The organism is Vreelandella sp. H-I2, assembly GCF_052959335.1.
In genome coordinates this window covers 16,791-34,002 of record NZ_JBRAMC010000004.1, presented here as the reverse complement: position 1 = coordinate 34,002, position 17,212 = coordinate 16,791, and the positions used below count along the sequence as shown (strand labels likewise).

The 17,212-nt window shown below is 52.1% G+C and carries 18 protein-coding genes; 17 read left to right on the top strand and 1 reads right to left on the bottom strand.

The genetic code is table 11. The features are described 5' to 3' along the window. Nucleotides 1–2 precede the first annotated feature (2 nt). From ACUVOF_RS10945 to ACUVOF_RS10865, 17 genes are all read left to right on the top strand, one after another. A complete protein-coding gene (locus tag ACUVOF_RS10945; protein ID WP_447044384.1) occupies nucleotides 3–851 on the top strand; it encodes a DUF4123 domain-containing protein in 849 nt (282 codons plus the stop codon). Then, complete coding sequence (locus ACUVOF_RS10940; RefSeq protein ID WP_447044383.1) at nucleotides 851–2,080, top strand: LysM peptidoglycan-binding domain-containing protein; 1,230 nt, start codon at nucleotides 851–853, stop codon at nucleotides 2,078–2,080. Before ACUVOF_RS10945 ends, ACUVOF_RS10940 begins: the two co-directional genes overlap by 1 nt. After that, nucleotides 2,073–2,462 (top strand): hypothetical protein, encoded by a 390-nt coding sequence (locus ACUVOF_RS10935; protein WP_447044382.1) that lies wholly within the window; start codon nucleotides 2,073–2,075, stop codon nucleotides 2,460–2,462. Before ACUVOF_RS10940 ends, ACUVOF_RS10935 begins: the two co-directional genes overlap by 8 nt. 161 nt (nucleotides 2,463–2,623) lie before the next feature. Continuing rightward, entirely contained in the window at nucleotides 2,624–3,016 is a 393-nt protein-coding gene (locus ACUVOF_RS10930) for a hypothetical protein (protein WP_447044381.1), read from the top strand. Between the two features lie 33 nt (nucleotides 3,017–3,049). Next, nucleotides 3,050–3,424 (top strand): hypothetical protein, encoded by a 375-nt coding sequence (locus ACUVOF_RS10925; RefSeq protein WP_447044380.1) that lies wholly within the window; start codon nucleotides 3,050–3,052, stop codon nucleotides 3,422–3,424. A gap of 89 nt (nucleotides 3,425–3,513) precedes the next feature. Next, nucleotides 3,514–4,161 carry a hypothetical protein gene (locus ACUVOF_RS10920; protein WP_447044379.1) on the top strand — a complete coding sequence of 216 codons (648 nt, stop codon included), beginning with the start codon at nucleotides 3,514–3,516 and terminating at the stop codon, nucleotides 4,159–4,161. Between the two features lie 28 nt (nucleotides 4,162–4,189). Further along, nucleotides 4,190–4,516, top strand: coding sequence for a hypothetical protein (locus tag ACUVOF_RS10915; RefSeq protein WP_447044378.1), 327 nt, complete (start codon nucleotides 4,190–4,192; stop codon nucleotides 4,514–4,516). Continuing rightward, complete coding sequence (locus ACUVOF_RS10910) at nucleotides 4,479–5,324, top strand: hypothetical protein (protein WP_447044377.1); 846 nt, start codon at nucleotides 4,479–4,481, stop codon at nucleotides 5,322–5,324. The genes ACUVOF_RS10915 and ACUVOF_RS10910 overlap by 38 nt, the downstream gene beginning before the upstream one ends. Nucleotides 5,325–5,775: 451 nt before the next feature. Beyond that, entirely contained in the window at nucleotides 5,776–6,507 is a 732-nt protein-coding gene (locus tag ACUVOF_RS10905; protein ID WP_447044376.1) for a hypothetical protein, read from the top strand. A 73-nt stretch (nucleotides 6,508–6,580) separates the two neighbouring features. Then, nucleotides 6,581–6,982 carry a hypothetical protein gene (locus ACUVOF_RS10900; RefSeq protein WP_447044375.1) on the top strand — a complete coding sequence of 134 codons (402 nt, stop codon included), beginning with the start codon at nucleotides 6,581–6,583 and terminating at the stop codon, nucleotides 6,980–6,982. A 111-nt stretch (nucleotides 6,983–7,093) separates the two neighbouring features. Continuing rightward, nucleotides 7,094–7,477 carry a hypothetical protein gene (locus tag ACUVOF_RS10895; protein WP_447044374.1) on the top strand — a complete coding sequence of 128 codons (384 nt, stop codon included), beginning with the start codon at nucleotides 7,094–7,096 and terminating at the stop codon, nucleotides 7,475–7,477. Nucleotides 7,478–7,482: 5 nt separating this feature from the next. Continuing rightward, nucleotides 7,483–8,424, top strand: a complete 942-nt coding sequence (locus tag ACUVOF_RS10890; RefSeq protein ID WP_447044373.1) for a hypothetical protein — start codon at nucleotides 7,483–7,485, stop codon at nucleotides 8,422–8,424. Nucleotides 8,425–8,999: 575 nt separating this feature from the next. Beyond that, nucleotides 9,000–9,488 carry a Crp/Fnr family transcriptional regulator gene (locus tag ACUVOF_RS10885; RefSeq protein ID WP_447044372.1) on the top strand — a complete coding sequence of 163 codons (489 nt, stop codon included), beginning with the start codon at nucleotides 9,000–9,002 and terminating at the stop codon, nucleotides 9,486–9,488. A gap of 18 nt (nucleotides 9,489–9,506) precedes the next feature. After that, complete coding sequence (locus ACUVOF_RS10880; RefSeq protein WP_447044371.1) at nucleotides 9,507–9,752, top strand: helix-turn-helix domain-containing protein; 246 nt, start codon at nucleotides 9,507–9,509, stop codon at nucleotides 9,750–9,752. A gap of 332 nt (nucleotides 9,753–10,084) precedes the next feature. Further along, nucleotides 10,085–11,098 (top strand): AI-2E family transporter, encoded by a 1,014-nt coding sequence (locus ACUVOF_RS10875; RefSeq protein ID WP_447044370.1) that lies wholly within the window; start codon nucleotides 10,085–10,087, stop codon nucleotides 11,096–11,098. Between the two features lie 141 nt (nucleotides 11,099–11,239). After that, entirely contained in the window at nucleotides 11,240–12,451 is a 1,212-nt protein-coding gene (locus tag ACUVOF_RS10870) for a YeeE/YedE family protein (RefSeq protein WP_447044369.1), read from the top strand. Between the two features lie 189 nt (nucleotides 12,452–12,640). Next, nucleotides 12,641–14,320, top strand: coding sequence for an NAD-dependent malic enzyme (locus ACUVOF_RS10865; protein WP_447044368.1), 1,680 nt, complete (start codon nucleotides 12,641–12,643; stop codon nucleotides 14,318–14,320). A 52-nt stretch (nucleotides 14,321–14,372) separates the two neighbouring features. Here the strand turns inward: ACUVOF_RS10865 and acnA are convergent, their stop codons facing one another. After that, nucleotides 14,373–17,105, bottom strand: coding sequence for an aconitate hydratase AcnA (acnA, locus tag ACUVOF_RS10860; protein WP_447044367.1), 2,733 nt, complete (start codon nucleotides 17,103–17,105; stop codon nucleotides 14,373–14,375). Nucleotides 17,106–17,212: the final 107 nt, after the last annotated feature.

Genomic DNA, 17,212 nt, shown 5'->3' with positions numbered 1-17,212 from the left:
TAATGAGTGAGTTTTCAGTGTTAGAGATGTTGCATAAAAAAGAAGACGAATCGGTATTTATACTGCTGGATGAGGCTGTCTTTCCAGCGATGCAATCCATATATGACTATGAAGTATCACCTCAGGTTTCACCTATATATTATGGAACTCGGCATGAAGCATCGCTAGGTGTAAGCCCTTGTTTATATAAACCTAGTGCCAAAAGTCAGGTGTGGGATCATGAGAAAGATTGGCGCAAAAATGGGTTGGTTTTTGTAAGTTCTTACTCCCATTTTGAAGTCCTTGAGTACCTAAAGAGCTTAATAAGCGTACGTCTTCCTAACGATCAGCTAGCCTACTGGAGGTTTTATTCTCCAGAATGGTTCTCAAAAATAATGCGGGCCCTGAGTGATGAGGATTTTTCAAAGTTCAATGGGCCGGTTAATCAATGGGCGGCATATGCTGGTGATAGCTGGGAATTATATAATTCTGTCAGGCATGATTTTTTTGACACAAATAAACAAGAGGGATGGTTTCAGCTATCTCAAAATTGCATCGAAAAACTAAAAAGCGCAAAAAAAGAAGATTTTTATCTTCGCTTGGAAAAAAAGTTGGCTAGTGAAATAAGTAAAGAGAATTTTGAAAATGTGTGCAGGGAAGAAATTTTAAGCACTGTTAATATAGCCGAAAAATTGGGTTTTAAAAGTAGTTATGAAATTGAATGGTTCACTGTTACGAATTATAAATACTTTGACTTAATGGAGAGAGACGATATCAAAAAATTGATTGAGAATGTCGAAGTAGCAGCACTTGAACGACAGCTTCAAGTTGAAGAAGCTATTTGGGGAATTAAAGAAGGGAGGTCGGATTGATGGGCTATATAGTGCAAAATGGTGATACGTTAAGCGGGATTGCTAGAGAAAAAGCGGTCTCAGTTTCCTCTATCATGGAGCTCAACCCTACACTGGCTAACCCAAATCGACTGCAAGCGGGCATGGAATTAATCCTTCCAGAGACTAGTGAAATAAATGATAGCCGTTGTCCAGATGACATCATGGCTGATAGTCCTTGCGTAGAGCAAGAAGAAGTCGAACCAGGATTCTATATTGTAGAGCGACCACAAACAGTTGAAGAACTGAAAGAACACTTATTTTCAAGCAATCTAAGCAGTGATGTGGACGCAATGCTTGAGCGCTTAAACCCGCAGCTGGGTGAAGGTGTTGTGCCTGGCCAAGTTGTTGTTCTAAGCGATCCAAGAAGCATGCAATGTACGCGTGAAGAAACACTTTTGATGCAAATCGCGAGCGACGTCAATGAAATAAACGCTGAGTTAACTCATGAGGAAGCTCAACGAACGGTTGACTATTACAATTTATTAGGTGCTGCAACAAGTGGGGCTGGAGCGGCTATCGGTAATACGGCGTCAGGCATAAAAAACCACACCCAACAGATCGAAACAAAATTAAGGCAGCTGGAAAGGCTGTACCAGCGTACCTATGAACGAACGGGCCGACTGAATAATCCAGAATTTTACGCTAGTCGACAAGCTTTGTTCAGGGAACTTGATACCTTGCTTGATCGTGTGACGCGGATGGGATTGGGGATACCCGAACATCCTAATTTACGTCATGCACTAGGAGTGACTACCAAGACAACGGTGCATCATTGGCGACAGGCAGGGTCGGCGGCATCAGGTATACCGGGCTATGCAGATAACTATGCAGGCATTGCTAATGCGAGCAAATGGATGGGGAGAGCCGGTTATTTAGGGCTAGGATTCAGTGCAGTTTCTGCATATTCAAATACAGTTGAAGCATGTACCTCTGGGCGGGAAGAAGAGTGCCAAAGGGCTCGAATTAGAGAGGGAGCAAGCTTTGGTGGGGGGGTTGCAGGTGGTGCAGTGGCAGGTGGTGCTGCGGGTTATTTAGCCGGGGGGATTTGCGTGGCTCTGGGTGTCTCTACTGCTGGTGCCGGCGCTCTAGTGTGCGGTCTAGTTGTGGTTGGCGGCGCTGGGTATGTTGGTGGGGACGTAGGTGGAAAACTAGGTGGGCTAGGGGGAGAGGCGTTGGGGGAATTTATATACGGTAACGAAAATGAATGAATTTAATATGGTTTTTGGTTTATTTGCAGTTTTCATAATAGCTGTTGCTGTTTTGTCACTTTTAATATGGGGAGTGATGTTGCTTTTTTATATGGAAAAAGTAGATCAGTATTTCGATAGCCCCGACTTTCCACATAGAGGGATTAAAGGCTTATGGCCTTGGGAAATGGGTAGAGCGGCAAGCTATGGATTTTTTTTATTTTTCCGAAACTCTAGGTTTGTCCGAAAAAAATTCCCGCATGCTTTCGATACGGTCAAAATGGATAAGATACCTGGTAAAATAAAATTTATTGTGGCATTTCCTATTTGTACTTATATTCCTTGTGCATTATTTATACTGGCAGGAGGGACGTTTTTATATATAAAAGAATGGTTTTTTTGAAATCTGTAATGTGTTTTGAAAAGTCTGTCTGGTTGAAGCTGTGGGATACACAGTTTTAGCTTTTTGATCAAGGGGAATATGTAAGTAGATGGCAGGTTCCTCGCGCGGTGGCAGTTATTTCTACTGAAGCTAGCTGATCAAGAGAAAGTGCTGTTCAAGTAATGCTCCCATGCGAGTCTCCCTTAAAGCATGGCAGGTACAGCCAGCCGGTTAAGATAAGGCCTCGGGATGGCACCATTCAAGCCGCAGAGCGCTGGCTGGATGCGTCAGCGGAGTTAACGCAGGCGCTAGTAATTAACGCAGACGTGAACGATGATCATGCCATCCTGTCAGGCAGTACGTCCGCACATCGTCCTACGGAACGAGGCTATAGTACCGAGCATTGGGTGATCGGTATCCAGCTTGAGCAACTGGATGGTGAAGGCGACTACCAAGCAAACGAAACATATATCTATATTGACCCCCGTGGCGGTGTAGGCAGTGGTAAGCGCTATACGCCTTCCTCTTTTTCTCGGCGCGGCGACCCAGGTCGCTGGCAGCGGATAGAGGCGTAATTTTTATATGTCAAAACAAACAGGATGTCACTTATGAGTCAGAAGGCACCGGACTTGCCTCAGCCCGACACAACCCAGCCCCATCAGGCAGGGGAAACCCAATCCATCCCCGGTGGCCGTATTACATACTTGGCCCCAAAACCTCTGTCAACGGCGCATGATGCGCTGGATATGAACGGCACTCTTAACAACCTTAACAAAGCCTATCTGGATGTGGGTGGCGGATATATGGATGCTTTTGGCTGGCAACTATTGACCGGCGTGGCGTTTGGCTTTTTTTTATTATTCGGCGTGATTGTTCCAAGTCTTTTTTTATTAACAATGCTGGATGCTTCGTACGAGTTCGTTCTGTTTTTTTACAGCGCTTTTTTATTGACAGGTCTAGGAGGGGGGGGATTGGGTTTTTAGCGATGTACTCTGGGCACTGGACTAGTCTTCGGCGTTTGCGGGATACCCTCCCAGTTCGCTTTCACCGCCAGCGCCGCGAAGTTTGTTTTGTGCTGGAGGACACTCAGGAAACGGTGATCGTCCCCTGGGAATCGCTGATGGCCTGGGTAGTAGAAGCCCGTGGTGTGTCTCAATACGGCGTTCAGCAGCAGTTCGGTATGGGATTTGGCTACGCACATCCAGAAACTGGCCAGTGGCTAAAGCTTGAATTTATGACCATGGCAAAACCCTTGGCCATCAGCCACTGGGAAGCGGTGCGTGCCTATATGGAGTACGAGGTCAATTCACTTGCCGACGTGCAAGACCCTCAAGTCGTCAGAGGCAAGGATGACCCTCCCTGGGAAGGCGTACACACCCTGCGTAATGCGCGGCGACATATCAATCAGCGCCGAGCTAACGGTGAAATCGGTTGGTTGTATTGGAGCTGTTGGTACGCGATCGACATCATCCAGCTCTGGAATCTGCCAGGTTACTTAACCGAGTGGGATAACAAACGGCTGAGGAAAGCGCGGCCCAATCTATTACCTGCCGAAATGGTGGAGTGGTCGAAACCGCTGTCTGAAGAACAGTGGGCCAAGCCCAGCGCGGAACTGGTGAGACTCTCCGAAGAAGTGCGCATTATTCGCCAACAAGATCCTGCTTTGTCTATTGAAAGTGTGTTCACCGAAGCCTACCGGCGGCAGGGGGGTGAAGCCTAAACATGTTGACGCGACAAGGATGTCAGTTATGAGCCAGCAGGCACCGGACTTGCCGCCCCCAGATATCCTCCGGCCCCATCAGGCCGGAGATGTTCAATTCTTCCCTGGTGGCAAGGTTATTTACCTGTCGCCGACTCCCTTACCCACGGGAATAGCCCCTCTGGATTTCAACCAGGCGATTGGGGAAGTAAACGATGCTTACATGGATTTCGGGGGGAGTCTTCCCACGCCTTTTACCTGGCAGTTTACGTTAGGCATACCCTTTATAGGTTTTTTAATGTTGGCTTTTCTTATTCCAGTGTTGGGGGGGGGGGCTAATGTGGTTCATTGGAAAGGATATTGCCCTATTTTATGAAGGGTTTGACGGGCTATTTAATGAGGTATTCACTCAGGCAGTAGTGTTCTGCACATTGATATTCATATTAGCCTTGTTTATCAAAGCCCACTACCACTTTAAGTTCCGCGAGGCTCTTCCCACCCGTTTTCACCGTCAGCGTCGCGAGGTCGCCTTTGCGCCGGGAGGAGGTAAGCCACCCATCATTGTGCCCTGGGAAAGCGTGGCGGCTTGGGTGACCCAGGCTCAGGGGGTGACGCAATACGGCGTACAGCGTCAGTATGGCTTGGGGATAGGCTTTATCGATCCTGAGACAGGGCAGCAGCACTTTCTAGAATTATCACAGCCCGGCATGCCACTGGCGTTGGGGCTTTGGGAAGCGGTGCGGGCCTACATGGAGTACGAGGTCAACACCCGCGAGGAACTCCAGGATCCGCATGGGTTGCATCGCCCCGGCGATCCGCCCTACGAGGGCGTGCATACCTTCCACAATGCCCGGCGCCGGTTGCACCGTCGCTACCGCGAGGGCGAAATAGGCCTGTTCAAGGTCACGATGTGGTACCTGTGGCACATTCTCGACCTATGGACGATTCCCTTCCATCTTGCCGAATGGGAGATAAGCGCCATCCAAAAAGCCGGTCAGAAGACCCTGCCTGCGAGCCTTGATGAGTGGTCGCAACCCCTGCCCGAAGCCCAGTGGGCCAAGCCTAGCGAAGAGCTCATGCGCCTATCAAAAGAAGTCAGACAGCGCCACGCGCAACAGCCAAGCCGGCCGATCACCGCCATCTTCGCCGAGGTCTATGGCGAGGAGACGACAATTTCAGCCTGACGTGGGCAACACATTGCCCCCCCCTCTTGTTACTTGATTTAAGGCTCCCCTATGTCGGCCACGCAACACCCAACGCCGCGCCCGGATATCCTACGGCCCCACCGGGCTGGGGATATTGAGTCCTTTCCAGGAGGCAAGGTTATTTATATATCGCCTACCCCCTTGCCCACGGGAGCGGCGCCCTTGGATTTCAACCAGGCGATTGGGGAAGTAAGCGACGCCTATCTGGACTTTGGTGGAAGTCTTCCCACGCCTTTTACTTGGCAGTTTACGTTAGGCATACCTTTTATAGGATTTTTAATGCTAGCTTTTCTGCTGCCTTTGATTGGGGGGGGCAATTGGAATATATGGAAAAGATGTTGATGCATTTTTTCTAGTTACTGGGCTCGTATTTGATGAGGTATTTGCTCAGGCTTTAGTCATCTGCACATTGTCATTAATATTAGCCCTAGTGATTAAAGCCCATTACCACTTCAAGTTCCGTGAGGCTGTCCCCACTCGTTTCCACCGCCAGCGTCGTGAGGTGGCTTTTGCTCCAGGCGGAGGTAAGCCACCCATCATTGTGCCCTGGGAGAGTGTGGCGGCCTGGGTGACTCAAGCGCAGGGTATGACGCAATACGGCGTACAGCGCCAGTATGGCTTGGGCATAGGGTTTATCGAGCCTGAGACAGGGCAGCAGCATTTCCTGGAATTATCACAGCCCGGGATGCCATTGGCATTGGGGCTTTGGGAAGCGGTGCGGGCCTACATGGAGTACGAGGTCAACACCCGCGAGGAACTCCAGGATCCGCATGGGTTGCATCGCCCCGGCGATCCGCCCTACGAGGGCGTGCATACCTTCCACAATGCCCGGCGTCGATTGCACCGCCGCTACCGGGAGAACGACATCGGCCTGTTCAAAGTCACGATGTGGTACCTGTGGCACATTCCCGACCTATGGACGATTCCCTTCCATCTTGCCGAATGGGAAGTCCGCGTCATCCAAAAAGCCGGTCAGAAGACCCTGCCTGCGAGCCTTGATGAGTGGTCTCAACCGCTACCCGAAGCCCAGTGGGCCAAGCCTAGCGAAGAGCTCATGCGCCTATCAAAAGAAGTCAGACAGCGCCACGCGCAACAGCCAAACCGGCCGATCACTGCCATCTTCGCCGAGGTTTATGGCGAGGAGACGTCACTTTCGGCCTGAGGCAACGAGAGTAAGTACGCAGCCAGCGTTTTCAATGATATTCATCAATAAACCAGTATTGGAGAGTAAAGAAGTGACCGAAAAAGCAGTAGGCGCAAAAGAAGAGAACGCTTTAATTAAAAACATTGATTTTGAGTGCCCCTCATGTGCCTCTTGCTTCTCCGAAGAGTCGCAATGGATTACTGGACTTTTGCAAGCCCAGACGGCCACTTGCCCGCATTGTAAAAGCGAGCTGTTGATCGGAACCGAGGATAAGGAGCGACTGGCGAGCGTGATGAAGAAAAAAGAGCAATTCGGGAAGGCGATGTTTGTCTTTATGCTGCTCTACACAATAGGGGGACTAATCGTCTCTCTCTACTTTGGCGGGCTGGGTTTTATTCTTTATATGCCCGTTGGGCTCGGGATTTTCGGTTTATTGAAAGCATTCGTTGATAATCAGGCTGATCTAACGATTAGTCTAAACCAAACCGTATAACCGGAATGCCGACGATTAAATCGAAAGTTGGCGTACGCTAATATTAGCTAAATGATGCCTGTATTGCTTCCCAAATCGGTATTGATTCTAAAGTGATTGAATATAACCCGAATGTTTAACACCAGCTCCACAGAAGCGTTGGCCCCCATGCGAGCCGGCGAGCGGGAAAGCCGTGCCGGGAGTGAGCAGTACTGCCTGAGCCCCTTGCCGCTACCGGTGGATAGCGACTACGCCGTGGATGTGGCCCATATCGATGTGCACCACGATGAGTCCATCATGGATATTCGCCAGGGTGCCAGCCCGGATAGCATGATGACGGCGGGGCATATGCTGAGCGTAGGCGTCGTAGCCATGATGGCTTTTTTCCTTGTTGTATGGGTAGGTATCGGGGGATTCCCTCCTGACCCGCAGTTAGCAGCCTTTTTTGGGGGGGGCTCTATTTCGTTGTTCTTTTTACGTTTGTCGCTGGTATCGTCGCGGTTAACTTGGTACTAAAGCGTATGCCGCCTATTCGGTTGCACCGCCAGCGTCGTGAAGTAGCCTTTGTGGTCGATCCTCCGGGGCGTCTCTGGCTGCCTGCCCCTCACAATCTTTGGATGATTTCTATCGTGGGGATCGCCTCAGCCATTCCGGGTGGCATGGGCATCATTGAAATAGGCGAGTGGCTGCGCGGTGCCCGGGAAAATTTCCCCTTGGGGTTAACGCTATTGCATATAGGTGCCATGGCTTTTCTCTTTGTTTACCCCCCTCTTTACGATCTCATCTGCCGACTCTGCAAGCGTGAGCGCCGCACGGTGCTGGTGCCCTGGGAAGATGTCGTCGCAGTCTGTGGGTTTAACCCCAACCTGGGGCCTGGGGCGGTCACTGGCTTTGGCTGGAACTTTGCGTTGCTGCCACCCGACCCGAAGCGCCCTGGTTATACCTTGCCAGGGGCGGGCATTATGGTCGGCGTAGGGGGGCTACCGGGGGCGCTGGCCCAGTGGGAGTACATTCGCCGCTTTATGGAAGAAGGCGCTGATGCTATTACGCCTTCCGCCAAGGAGTGGGGCGTGGAGTGGTACGACGCCTACGTGGCCCGTGAAAAAGCCGAATGCGAGCGTACGAATGACAGCGCCCGCTGGCGGCGCTTTCGGCGCAAGCGGCTATGGGAGCATGCTCGCTTCGCTCACTGGTACACCGAGTACCGCATGAAGCACATCCTGCCGAAAGCCGTCCCGAAGGACTGGCTGGCGGAGTGGTCGAAGCCCTTACCTGAGTCACAGTGGGCCATGCCGTCTGCTGCTGTCACCGAATTAAGCGAGCACCTGCGTGCCGCCTATCAGCGCGGGGAGAAGTTTGTGGAAATGGGCGATATCGAAAAGCGCTTTGGGATGGCGGTACTCACCGGTAGCCAAAAAGCTTACCCCACTTTTTCTTTTAGGACGAATGCTCAACCGATGTGAATAAAGATTAAAGAAATTGCATTAATCTTTGCTGCTCCGGTGAAGCTATTACTAGCATTCGCCTGGAGCAGCTACCCGAACATAGCCCGCTATCACAACCAGGTCCTACTTATCCTCGGTGATGTTCCAAGGGTTTTTCCCCTCAGTTGGACACTGAGATGCAGTCCGCTATCTAACCTTGATGTGACTGCCAGATTGGATCATTTGTTAAAAAAGCGAAGGTTTCTCTTACATCATGTCTCATTAAGCGTCCACTTCTCGCCAATAGCTGCAGGTCATTTTCTTCCCATCTTGCGTATGACGTTCTCAATTTCTCTTTCAGCGGTTTTCGTATAAAGAAATAGCGAAAATACCTTGCTGTACAGAAATGGAATATTTTTTCTGTTATGTCCGCTTATCTAAAGCCAAGCTAGCTCGTGTCAAGTGCAGCTCAAAACTGTTCTTCCTGGTGGTGCTCAGTACGCATTCATGTAACCGTATGATAATAAACACTATCCATAACATATTATAAGTTATGGATGTAAGCATGTGTTTTAGAATGGTGCTAAGAAATCATTCGCCCGAGAGGTAACAGAGTGGCTCTCCTCGATACAGTAGTGATGCGGGGCCTTAGCATTCAAGGTGCGCTGTCTCCTGAAGACAAGGCGCTTTTGCTGGGCCTTGAACTCAGCCCTCGGCGCATGTCAGCCAACGAGGTGCTATGGCAGGAGCGTGCGGATGCGGATCTTTTTTGCGTGGTCAAGGAGGGCTGGGCATACTCCTATCGCAGCTTGAAAAATGGTTCTAAGCAGAACCTCAAGTTCTACCTTCCAGGCGATATCATCGGCATGCGCGATTTTGGCTTCGCCCGCCGATTATCAAGTGCGGCGATGATTAGTAAAGGTGTGGTCTATCCGTTCTCCTATCAGCAGCTTTTTGAACTCTTTGGACGTTCAAACCTGGCCGTCGGCATCATGGCCACCGCGATTCGTCAGCAGGCGATACTCTCCGAGCGGCTGATCTATCTTGGCCAGTATGCCGCCCACGAGCAACTGGCACACTTCCTCTACGAATTCTACCTGTGACTCAAGCGGATCGGGGCAGTGGAGAACAATACCTTCCTCATGCCACTCACTCAGCAGTTGATTAGCGACGCGCTGGGGATGAGCCCGGTACACGTGAGCCGGACCTTCTCGATGCTGCGTGATAAGGGGCTGGTTATCCGAGACCGTCAGCAGGTGACGCTGCCCGACCCCGAGGCATTGGCGAGTCTAGTAGGGTTTAATGACAGCTATATCGATGAGCTCCTACCTCCCATGTTTACTGAATTTCTAAGCAATAGCCCATAAATCCCCGATCGGAAAAGCGCTGGTCGCCTCTTTTTGCTTGGTTAGTAGCTTGGAGCATCAGGTAAAGAAACGACGATTTTTTCGAATTTCTGTCTTCGGAAAAGCCTGGCTACAGCTTTTCATCTTGCCCCATCATAACGTCGCCCTTAATCGAACCAGTAGTACCTGCAATAATTTGCCCTAGCCAATCTTGCGATAAGACAGTGATACGTCCGCAAATTGAGAGAAATCAGGTTGGCTAATGACCTATAGTAGTTTGCACACAGGGCAAGTATGTCTTCTATTTTGACGTTAGCTTGTTGCTGGCAACGCATCTACAAAGGGAATATTGAATGCGAAGCACCTACCGACATCAGATGTTTACGGAGCAGGCGCTCATTGTATTAGCGCTGGCGGTCATTGCATTAATGTTGTGGAAAATTGTTGGTCTGCTGATCTTAATTTTTGGCGCAGTGGTGGGAGCCGCTGTGCTGCAAACCTGCATGATGCCTCTACTGCGGTTGGGCGCGCCCAGGTGGCTGGCGCTGTTAACCGTGATTATCGCGTTATCGCTGGCGCTAGGCTTGATGAGCTGGGCATTTGGTGCCCAGGTATCTGCTGAGCTGGAATCGCTAGCCACTCTGTTACCTGAGGCCTGGGAACAGCTACAGGAACAACTTGAGGGGACGCAGTTGGCGCCCTTGGTGAGTGATGCTGCTGATCGGGCAAGCAGCTTATTAGAGGACGGTATTTCTCAGGTCGGGATGTTTGTGGTCTCGATGGGAGGCAGTCTTATCAGCTTCTTCGCGCTAATTGTGGGCATGGTCTATTTTGCTGCACAGCCGGACCTTTATCGCCGTGGTTTATTGTTACTCGCGCCGGTTAAAAGCCGGCCACGCTTGGGCGAAGCGCTGGATGAGAGCGGTAGGGCACTCCGTTATTGGCTTGGCGGGCAGTTAGTGGCCATGGCGGTAACCGGGCTCTTGGTGGGCATCACTATGTGGCTGTTAGACGTGCCAGCTCCGCTTGGCTTGGGGCTAGTGGCTGGGCTATTGGATTTTGTGCCCCTGGTGGGGCCCTTGATCGCCGCTATTCCAGCGTTGCTGCTTGCTTTCACAGTGAGCCCTCAAACCACGCTGTTTGTGCTGATTGCGTATACCATTATTCAGCAAATAGAGGGCAATATTTTACAGCCACTGGTACAACAGCGTGCCGTAAGCCTACCCCCCGCGTTGCTGTTATTTTCGTTATTTGCGGCAAGTTCTTTGTTTGGTTTAGCCGGTTTGTTATTGGCCGCACCGCTAACGGTGGTCGCGTTTGTATTGGTGAACCGGCTGTACGTCACCCGGGATGAAGACGCGCAGTAGTTATATGTCTTCATCATCAATAGCGCAGCACAAATAATTGTACGCTCTATAGTGGCAGCGTTAAGCTTGTCACCATTATCCATACTGACTAAAAGCGCCTGTTTTGTGACAGGCGCTTTTAGCATTGCTAAAGGTGAATGTATGTCGACTACGGCGGTTACTGCGCCTCAGAGTTATCGAGTATCGTTGATCGCCACGGTGGCGATTGTGCTGGGTGCGCTGCTTATAGGGGTAGTGTTTGAGGCTCATATAGGCCTATTGATGATTGTTGGTGGGCTGTTTGGCATGGCGCTGTATCACGCTGCATTTGGTTTTACCTCGGCGTGGCGTGTCTTTATTACCGAGCGGCGAGGGCGCGGCCTGCGCGCACAGATGGTGATGCTGACGATCACTGTGGTGCTGTTTTTCCCTGCACTCGGCGCTGGCACTCTGTTTGGTAATGAGGTGTCGGGCTTTGTAGCGCCTATTGGTATTTCGGTGCTCGTGGGGGCGTTCTTATTCGGATTGGGTATGCAGTTAGGCGGTGGCTGCGCTTCGGGTACGCTGTTTACGGCGGGTGGGGGTAACGCACGAATGTTGATCACCCTGGTATTTTTTATTGTCGGCTCAGTAATCGGCTCGGCGCACTTTGCCTGGTGGCAGAGCTTACCTGCCTTCCAGCCGGTATCACTGGTCAATGTTGCCGGGGTGAGTGGTGGGATCGCGATTAGTCTCGTGCTGTTTGCAGCCATAGCTGCTCTTACCTGGGTGATGGAGAAGCGTCGGCATGGGCAGTTAGAGCAGGCGCCTAGCGTCAATAAGCACGGTTACGAGCGCTGGTTGACAGGACCTTGGCCGTTGGTCGCTGGCGCCGTAGCGCTGGCGCTTTTGAACTTTGTCACCTTGGCATTGGCAGGCCGGCCATGGGGGATTACATCAGCGTTCGCACTGTGGGGCGCCAAGGGCTATGAGCTTGTTGGCGGAGATGTAAGCCAGTGGGGCTATTGGCAAGCGCCGGGCAATGCAGCGGCCCTTGAGGCCAGCGTATGGAGCGATATCACTACCGTAATGAATGTTGGTATCATGCTCGGCGCGCTTGCTGCGGCTAACCTGGCCGGTCGCTTTGCCCCTAATTTTAATATTCCGCTAAAGTCCATTTTGGCAGCTGTGATTGGCGGCCTCATGTTAGGCTATGGTGCGCGCTTGGCGTATGGCTGCAATATCGGCGCCTACTTCAGCGGCATTGCGTCGGGTAGCCTGCACGGCTGGGTATGGTTGGTCGCTGCGTTCGCCGGCAATATGCTGGGTGTAAAGCTAAGGCCCTTCTTTTTTGGGGGCGTAGAGGGGCGAAAGCCAATTGCAAAAACGAGCTAATTTTAAAATAAAGCTCTAAAGTAGAAGAGTAGCGCCTCGGTTTGAGTCTTATTCAACCGAGGCGTTTTTATATCTTCACCGTCGGTCTCTTCCACCTTTGTCGCAGGAGCATGTTACATTACGACCAAACGCCGCAAACGCCTGATATTGCTGCATCGCAGCAGTGATTGACATAAAAAGAGAGTGCTTATGACTACCCAAAGTAAACGCCCCCTATACCTTCCTTACGCCGGTCCTTCTTTGCTCGAAATGCCGCTATTGAATAAAGGCAGCGCGTTTACTCAGCAGGAGCGCTTGGCGTTTAACCTGATTGGTTTGCTACCCCAAAAAGTGGAAACCATTGAGGACCAGTTGGAGCGGGTCTATCGGCAGTACCAACTGTGCCATAGCGATCTTGAGAAACATATTCATCTGCGCGCGATTCAAGACGATAACGAAACGCTCTATTTCCGCTTAGTCTCTCAGCATCTTGAAGAGATGTTGCCGATCATCTATACCCCTACGGTCGGTCAGGCGTGTCAGGAATTCTCCAATATTTATCGTAACCACCGGGGGCTGTTTATTAGCTACCCTGACCGCGAATATATGGATGACATCCTGCGCAGCGCCACGAAAGATAACGTCAAAGTGATCGTGGTGACCGATGGTGAAAGGATTTTAGGCCTGGGTGACCAGGGTATCGGGGGCATGGGTATCCCGATTGGAAAGCTGGCGCTGTATACCGCCTGTGGCGGCATCAGTCCCGCCTACACATTACCGATCATGATTGATGTGGGCACCAATAACAAAGCGCTGTTAGACGACCCTATGTACATGGGCTGGCGCCACGAGCGGGTGGGGCAGGAAGAATACGACGCTTTTATGGCGGCGTTTATTGCCGCGGTTAAACGTCGTTGGCCTAATGTACTGCTGCAGTTTGAGGACTTTGCCCAGGCCAATGCGGTGCCGCTGTTAGAGCGTTACCGCGATGACCTATGCTGTTTTAACGACGATGTACAAGGCACGGCTTCGGTGGTGGTCGGTACGTTGATGGCAGCCTGCCAGGCGCGCGAAGAAACCATTGCCAACCAACGTGTGGTATTTGTCGGTGGCGGTTCTGCGGGCTGTGGTATTGCTGAACAGGTAGTCGTCGCCATGGAAGCCGAAGGCCTGACCGAAAGCGAAGCGCGTGCGCGCATTTTCATTGTTGATCGAGAAGGCCTAATGACCAGCGATCAAGAGTGGCAGCGCGATTTTCAGCGCCGTTTAGCCCACGACCCGTCGCTGGTGGCCGAGTGGAATGGTCAAGACCTGGAAGAGACAATTGCCCAGATCAAGCCAACGGTATTGATCGGTGTTTGCGGTCAGCGCGGTATCTTCACCGAGCAGGTCGTGCGCACGATGCACGCTGGCTGTGAACACCCGGTTATCATGCCACTCTCTAATCCTACCTCCCAAGCAGAGGCTGTGCCGGAAGATGTCATTCGCTGGACCGATGGCCAGGCCTTGGTCGCGACTGGTAGCCCCTTCGCGCCGGTTGTCTTCAACGGCCGCACTTATCCGATTGCTCAGTGTAACAATGCCTATATCTTCCCAGGCATTGGCTTAGGGGTGATAGCCGCCAGCGCTAATCGAGTGACCGATGAGATGTTGATGAGTGCCTCGCGGGCGTTGGCCCGTGAAGCACCGCTGGTTAAAGAGGGCAAAGGCGCACTGCTGCCGCCGCTGTCGCGTATTCGCGATATCAGCAAGTCGATTGCTTTTGAGGTGGCCGCACAGGCGCAGCAGAACGGCGTGGCGCTGAAAACCAGTGGCACGACGCTGCGAGAGTTGATTGAGAAAGCATCCTGGTCGCCGGATTACCGCTCCTACCGTCGTCGCGCTTTCTAAAAAAAAAGCCCCCACCGAGGTGGGGGCATGCAAGCATTGGTAAGTTTTACCGCTAGGCTGCGCCGATCATCTTGCGCAGCACGTAGTGGAGGATACCACCATGGCGGTAGTAAGCCAGCTCGTTTACCGTATCAATTCGGCACTTGGCATCAACGCTACGTTCACCTTCGGCATTTTTGATCACGATTTTGACCGTGCCACCCGGTGTCAGGTCGCTTAAACCGGCAATCGAAATCTCCTCATCGCCGGTTAATCCCAACGTATGACGGCTTTCGCCTTCTGCAAACTGAAGCGGCACAACGCCCATACCGATCAGGTTAGAGCGGTGAATGCGCTCAAAGGACTCGGCGATAACAGCGCGAACGCCTAGCAGACGGGTGCCTTTGGCCGCCCAATCCCGCGAAGAGCCGGTGCCATACTCTTTACCGGAGATCACGACAAGCGGTTTACCTTCCTCTTTGTACTTCATGGCCGCATCGTAGATAGCCATCTGCTCGCCGCTGGGCACGTGGCGTGTTTCACCACCGACGACGCCTTCGAGCATTTCATTTTTGATCCGCACGTTGGCGAAAGTGCCGCGCATCATGACTTCATGATTACCCCGACGTGAGCCGTAAGAGTTAAAGTCGACTGGCTTTACACCGTGCTCCTGCAGATAGCGTCCAGCGGGGCTATCAGGCTTAATGGCACCTGCCGGGGAGATATGGTCGGTAGTCACCGAATCACCCAGCATCGCCAGTACACGGGCACTGTGCACATCTTCAATGGCATCCGGCTCGCGTCCCATACCCTCAAAGAAGGGCGGATGCTGAATATAGGTCGACTCAGGCCATTGGTAGACTTTGCTCTCTGAAACGTCGATCGCTTTCCAGACCTCATCACCCTCAAACACCGCGCCGTACTCTTTACGGAACATCGCGGTATTGACCTTCTCGACGGCGCTGGCGATCTCTGCCTGAGTGGGCCAGATGTCTTTTAGGTAGACGGGTTCGCCACTGCTGTCTTTACCAAGAGGTTCCTTGGTGAGGTCACGCTGAACGTTACCGGCCAGGGCGTAGGCGACCACCAGGGGCGGTGACGCCAGCCAGTTAGTTTTAACCAGTGGGTGAACACGGCCTTCGAAGTTCCGGTTACCGGAAAGTACCGACGCGACGGCAAGATCGCCATCGTTAATGGCCTGCTCAATCTCATCCGGTAGTGGGCCGGAATTACCGATACAGGTTGTGCAGCCGTAGCCGACCAGGTTGAAACCCAGCGCATCCAGGTCATCGTTTAACCCAGCGGCTTCCAGGTAGTCGGTAACCACTTTAGAACCCGGCGCCAGGGAGGTCTTCACCCATGGCTTGGTCACTAAGCCTTTTTCGCGGGCCTTACGTGCTAGCAAGCCTGCTGCCATCATCACGCTGGGGTTGGAGGTGTTCGTGCACGATGTAATGGCAGCAATGACCACCGCACCGGGGTCAAGGCTGAAGCCCTGCTCATTAAGCTTAACGGCCCGGCTGGTGTCGTGTTCGAAGCTGCGCTCTATACCCACGGCGGTTTGGCCACCTTCAGAAGAGAGTTTGCCCCTTTCGGTGGGTTTTGCCTTGGTATCTTCCTGCATGAACTTGTTGAAGGCTGCCGCCATGTCTTGCAGTGCGACACGATCTTGGGGGCGTTTGGGGCCAGCAAGACTGGCTTCCACTTCGGTCATGTCCAAGTGCAATGCGTCGGTAAATATTGGTTCGTCGTTGGGTTCGCGCCATAGTCCCTGCGCTTTGCTATACGCTTCGACCAGCGCAACTTGTTCATCTTCGCGTCCGGTTAGGCGCATGTAGTTTAAGGTTTCTTCATCAACCGGGAAAAAGCCGCAGGTGGCGCCATATTCAGGAGCCATATTGGCAATGGTGGCACGGTCCGCTAGCGGCAGGTCTTTCAAACCGTCGCCGTAGAACTCAACAAATTTACCCACCACGCCTTTTTTACGCAGCATTTCGGTAACGGTCAGTACCAAATCGGTCGCGGTAATGCCTTCACGTAGTTTGCCCGTCAATTTAAAGCCAATGACTTCCGGTATCAGCATCGATACCGGCTGACCGAGCATCGCTGCTTCGGCTTCGATACCGCCCACACCCCAGCCAAGTACGCCCAGGCCGTTAATCATGGTGGTGTGAGAGTCGGTGCCAACGAGCGTGTCGGGGTAAGCGAAGGTTTTGCCGTCTTCGTCCTTGGTCCATACCGCTCTGCCTAAATATTCCAGGTTGACCTGGTGGCAGATGCCGGTACCGGGGGGCACTACGCTGAAGTTGTCGAACGCCTGTTGGCCCCAGCGCAGAAACTCATAGCGTTCACGGTTGCGCTGCATTTCAATATCAACGTTCTCTTGGAATGCGGCGGGGTTACCAAATTTATCGACCATTACAGAGTGGTCAATGACTAGGTCGACGGGTGAAAGGGGGTTAATTTTCGCTGGGTCTTCGCCAAGGCTCTCGACAGCCGCGCGCATGGAGGCTAAATCCACCACGCCGGGGACGCCGGTGAAATCCTGCATTAATACACGCGCTGGACGATAACCTATCTCACGGCTGGATTTACCCTCGGTCTGCCAGTCGACCAGGGCCTGCATATCTTCTTGGTATACGCTCTCGTCGTCGGCGAAGCGCAGTTGGTTTTCGAGCAGAATTTTGAGCGTCTTGGGGAGCCTGTCGATGCTGCCCAGCGCCTCGGCCGCTTGGGGGAGGCTGTAGTAGTGATACGTTGTACTGCCAACCTCTAGGGTGCTTAGCGTATCGGGTGTCTTGCTCATGTCTCTCTCCTCTAATTGCTGAGTATTGCATTTAGCGTGACGGTCACTGTCTTCCTTTAGTATGGCTTAACCCTGTATGGCTTACCCCAGCATGGCGTTAACTTAGT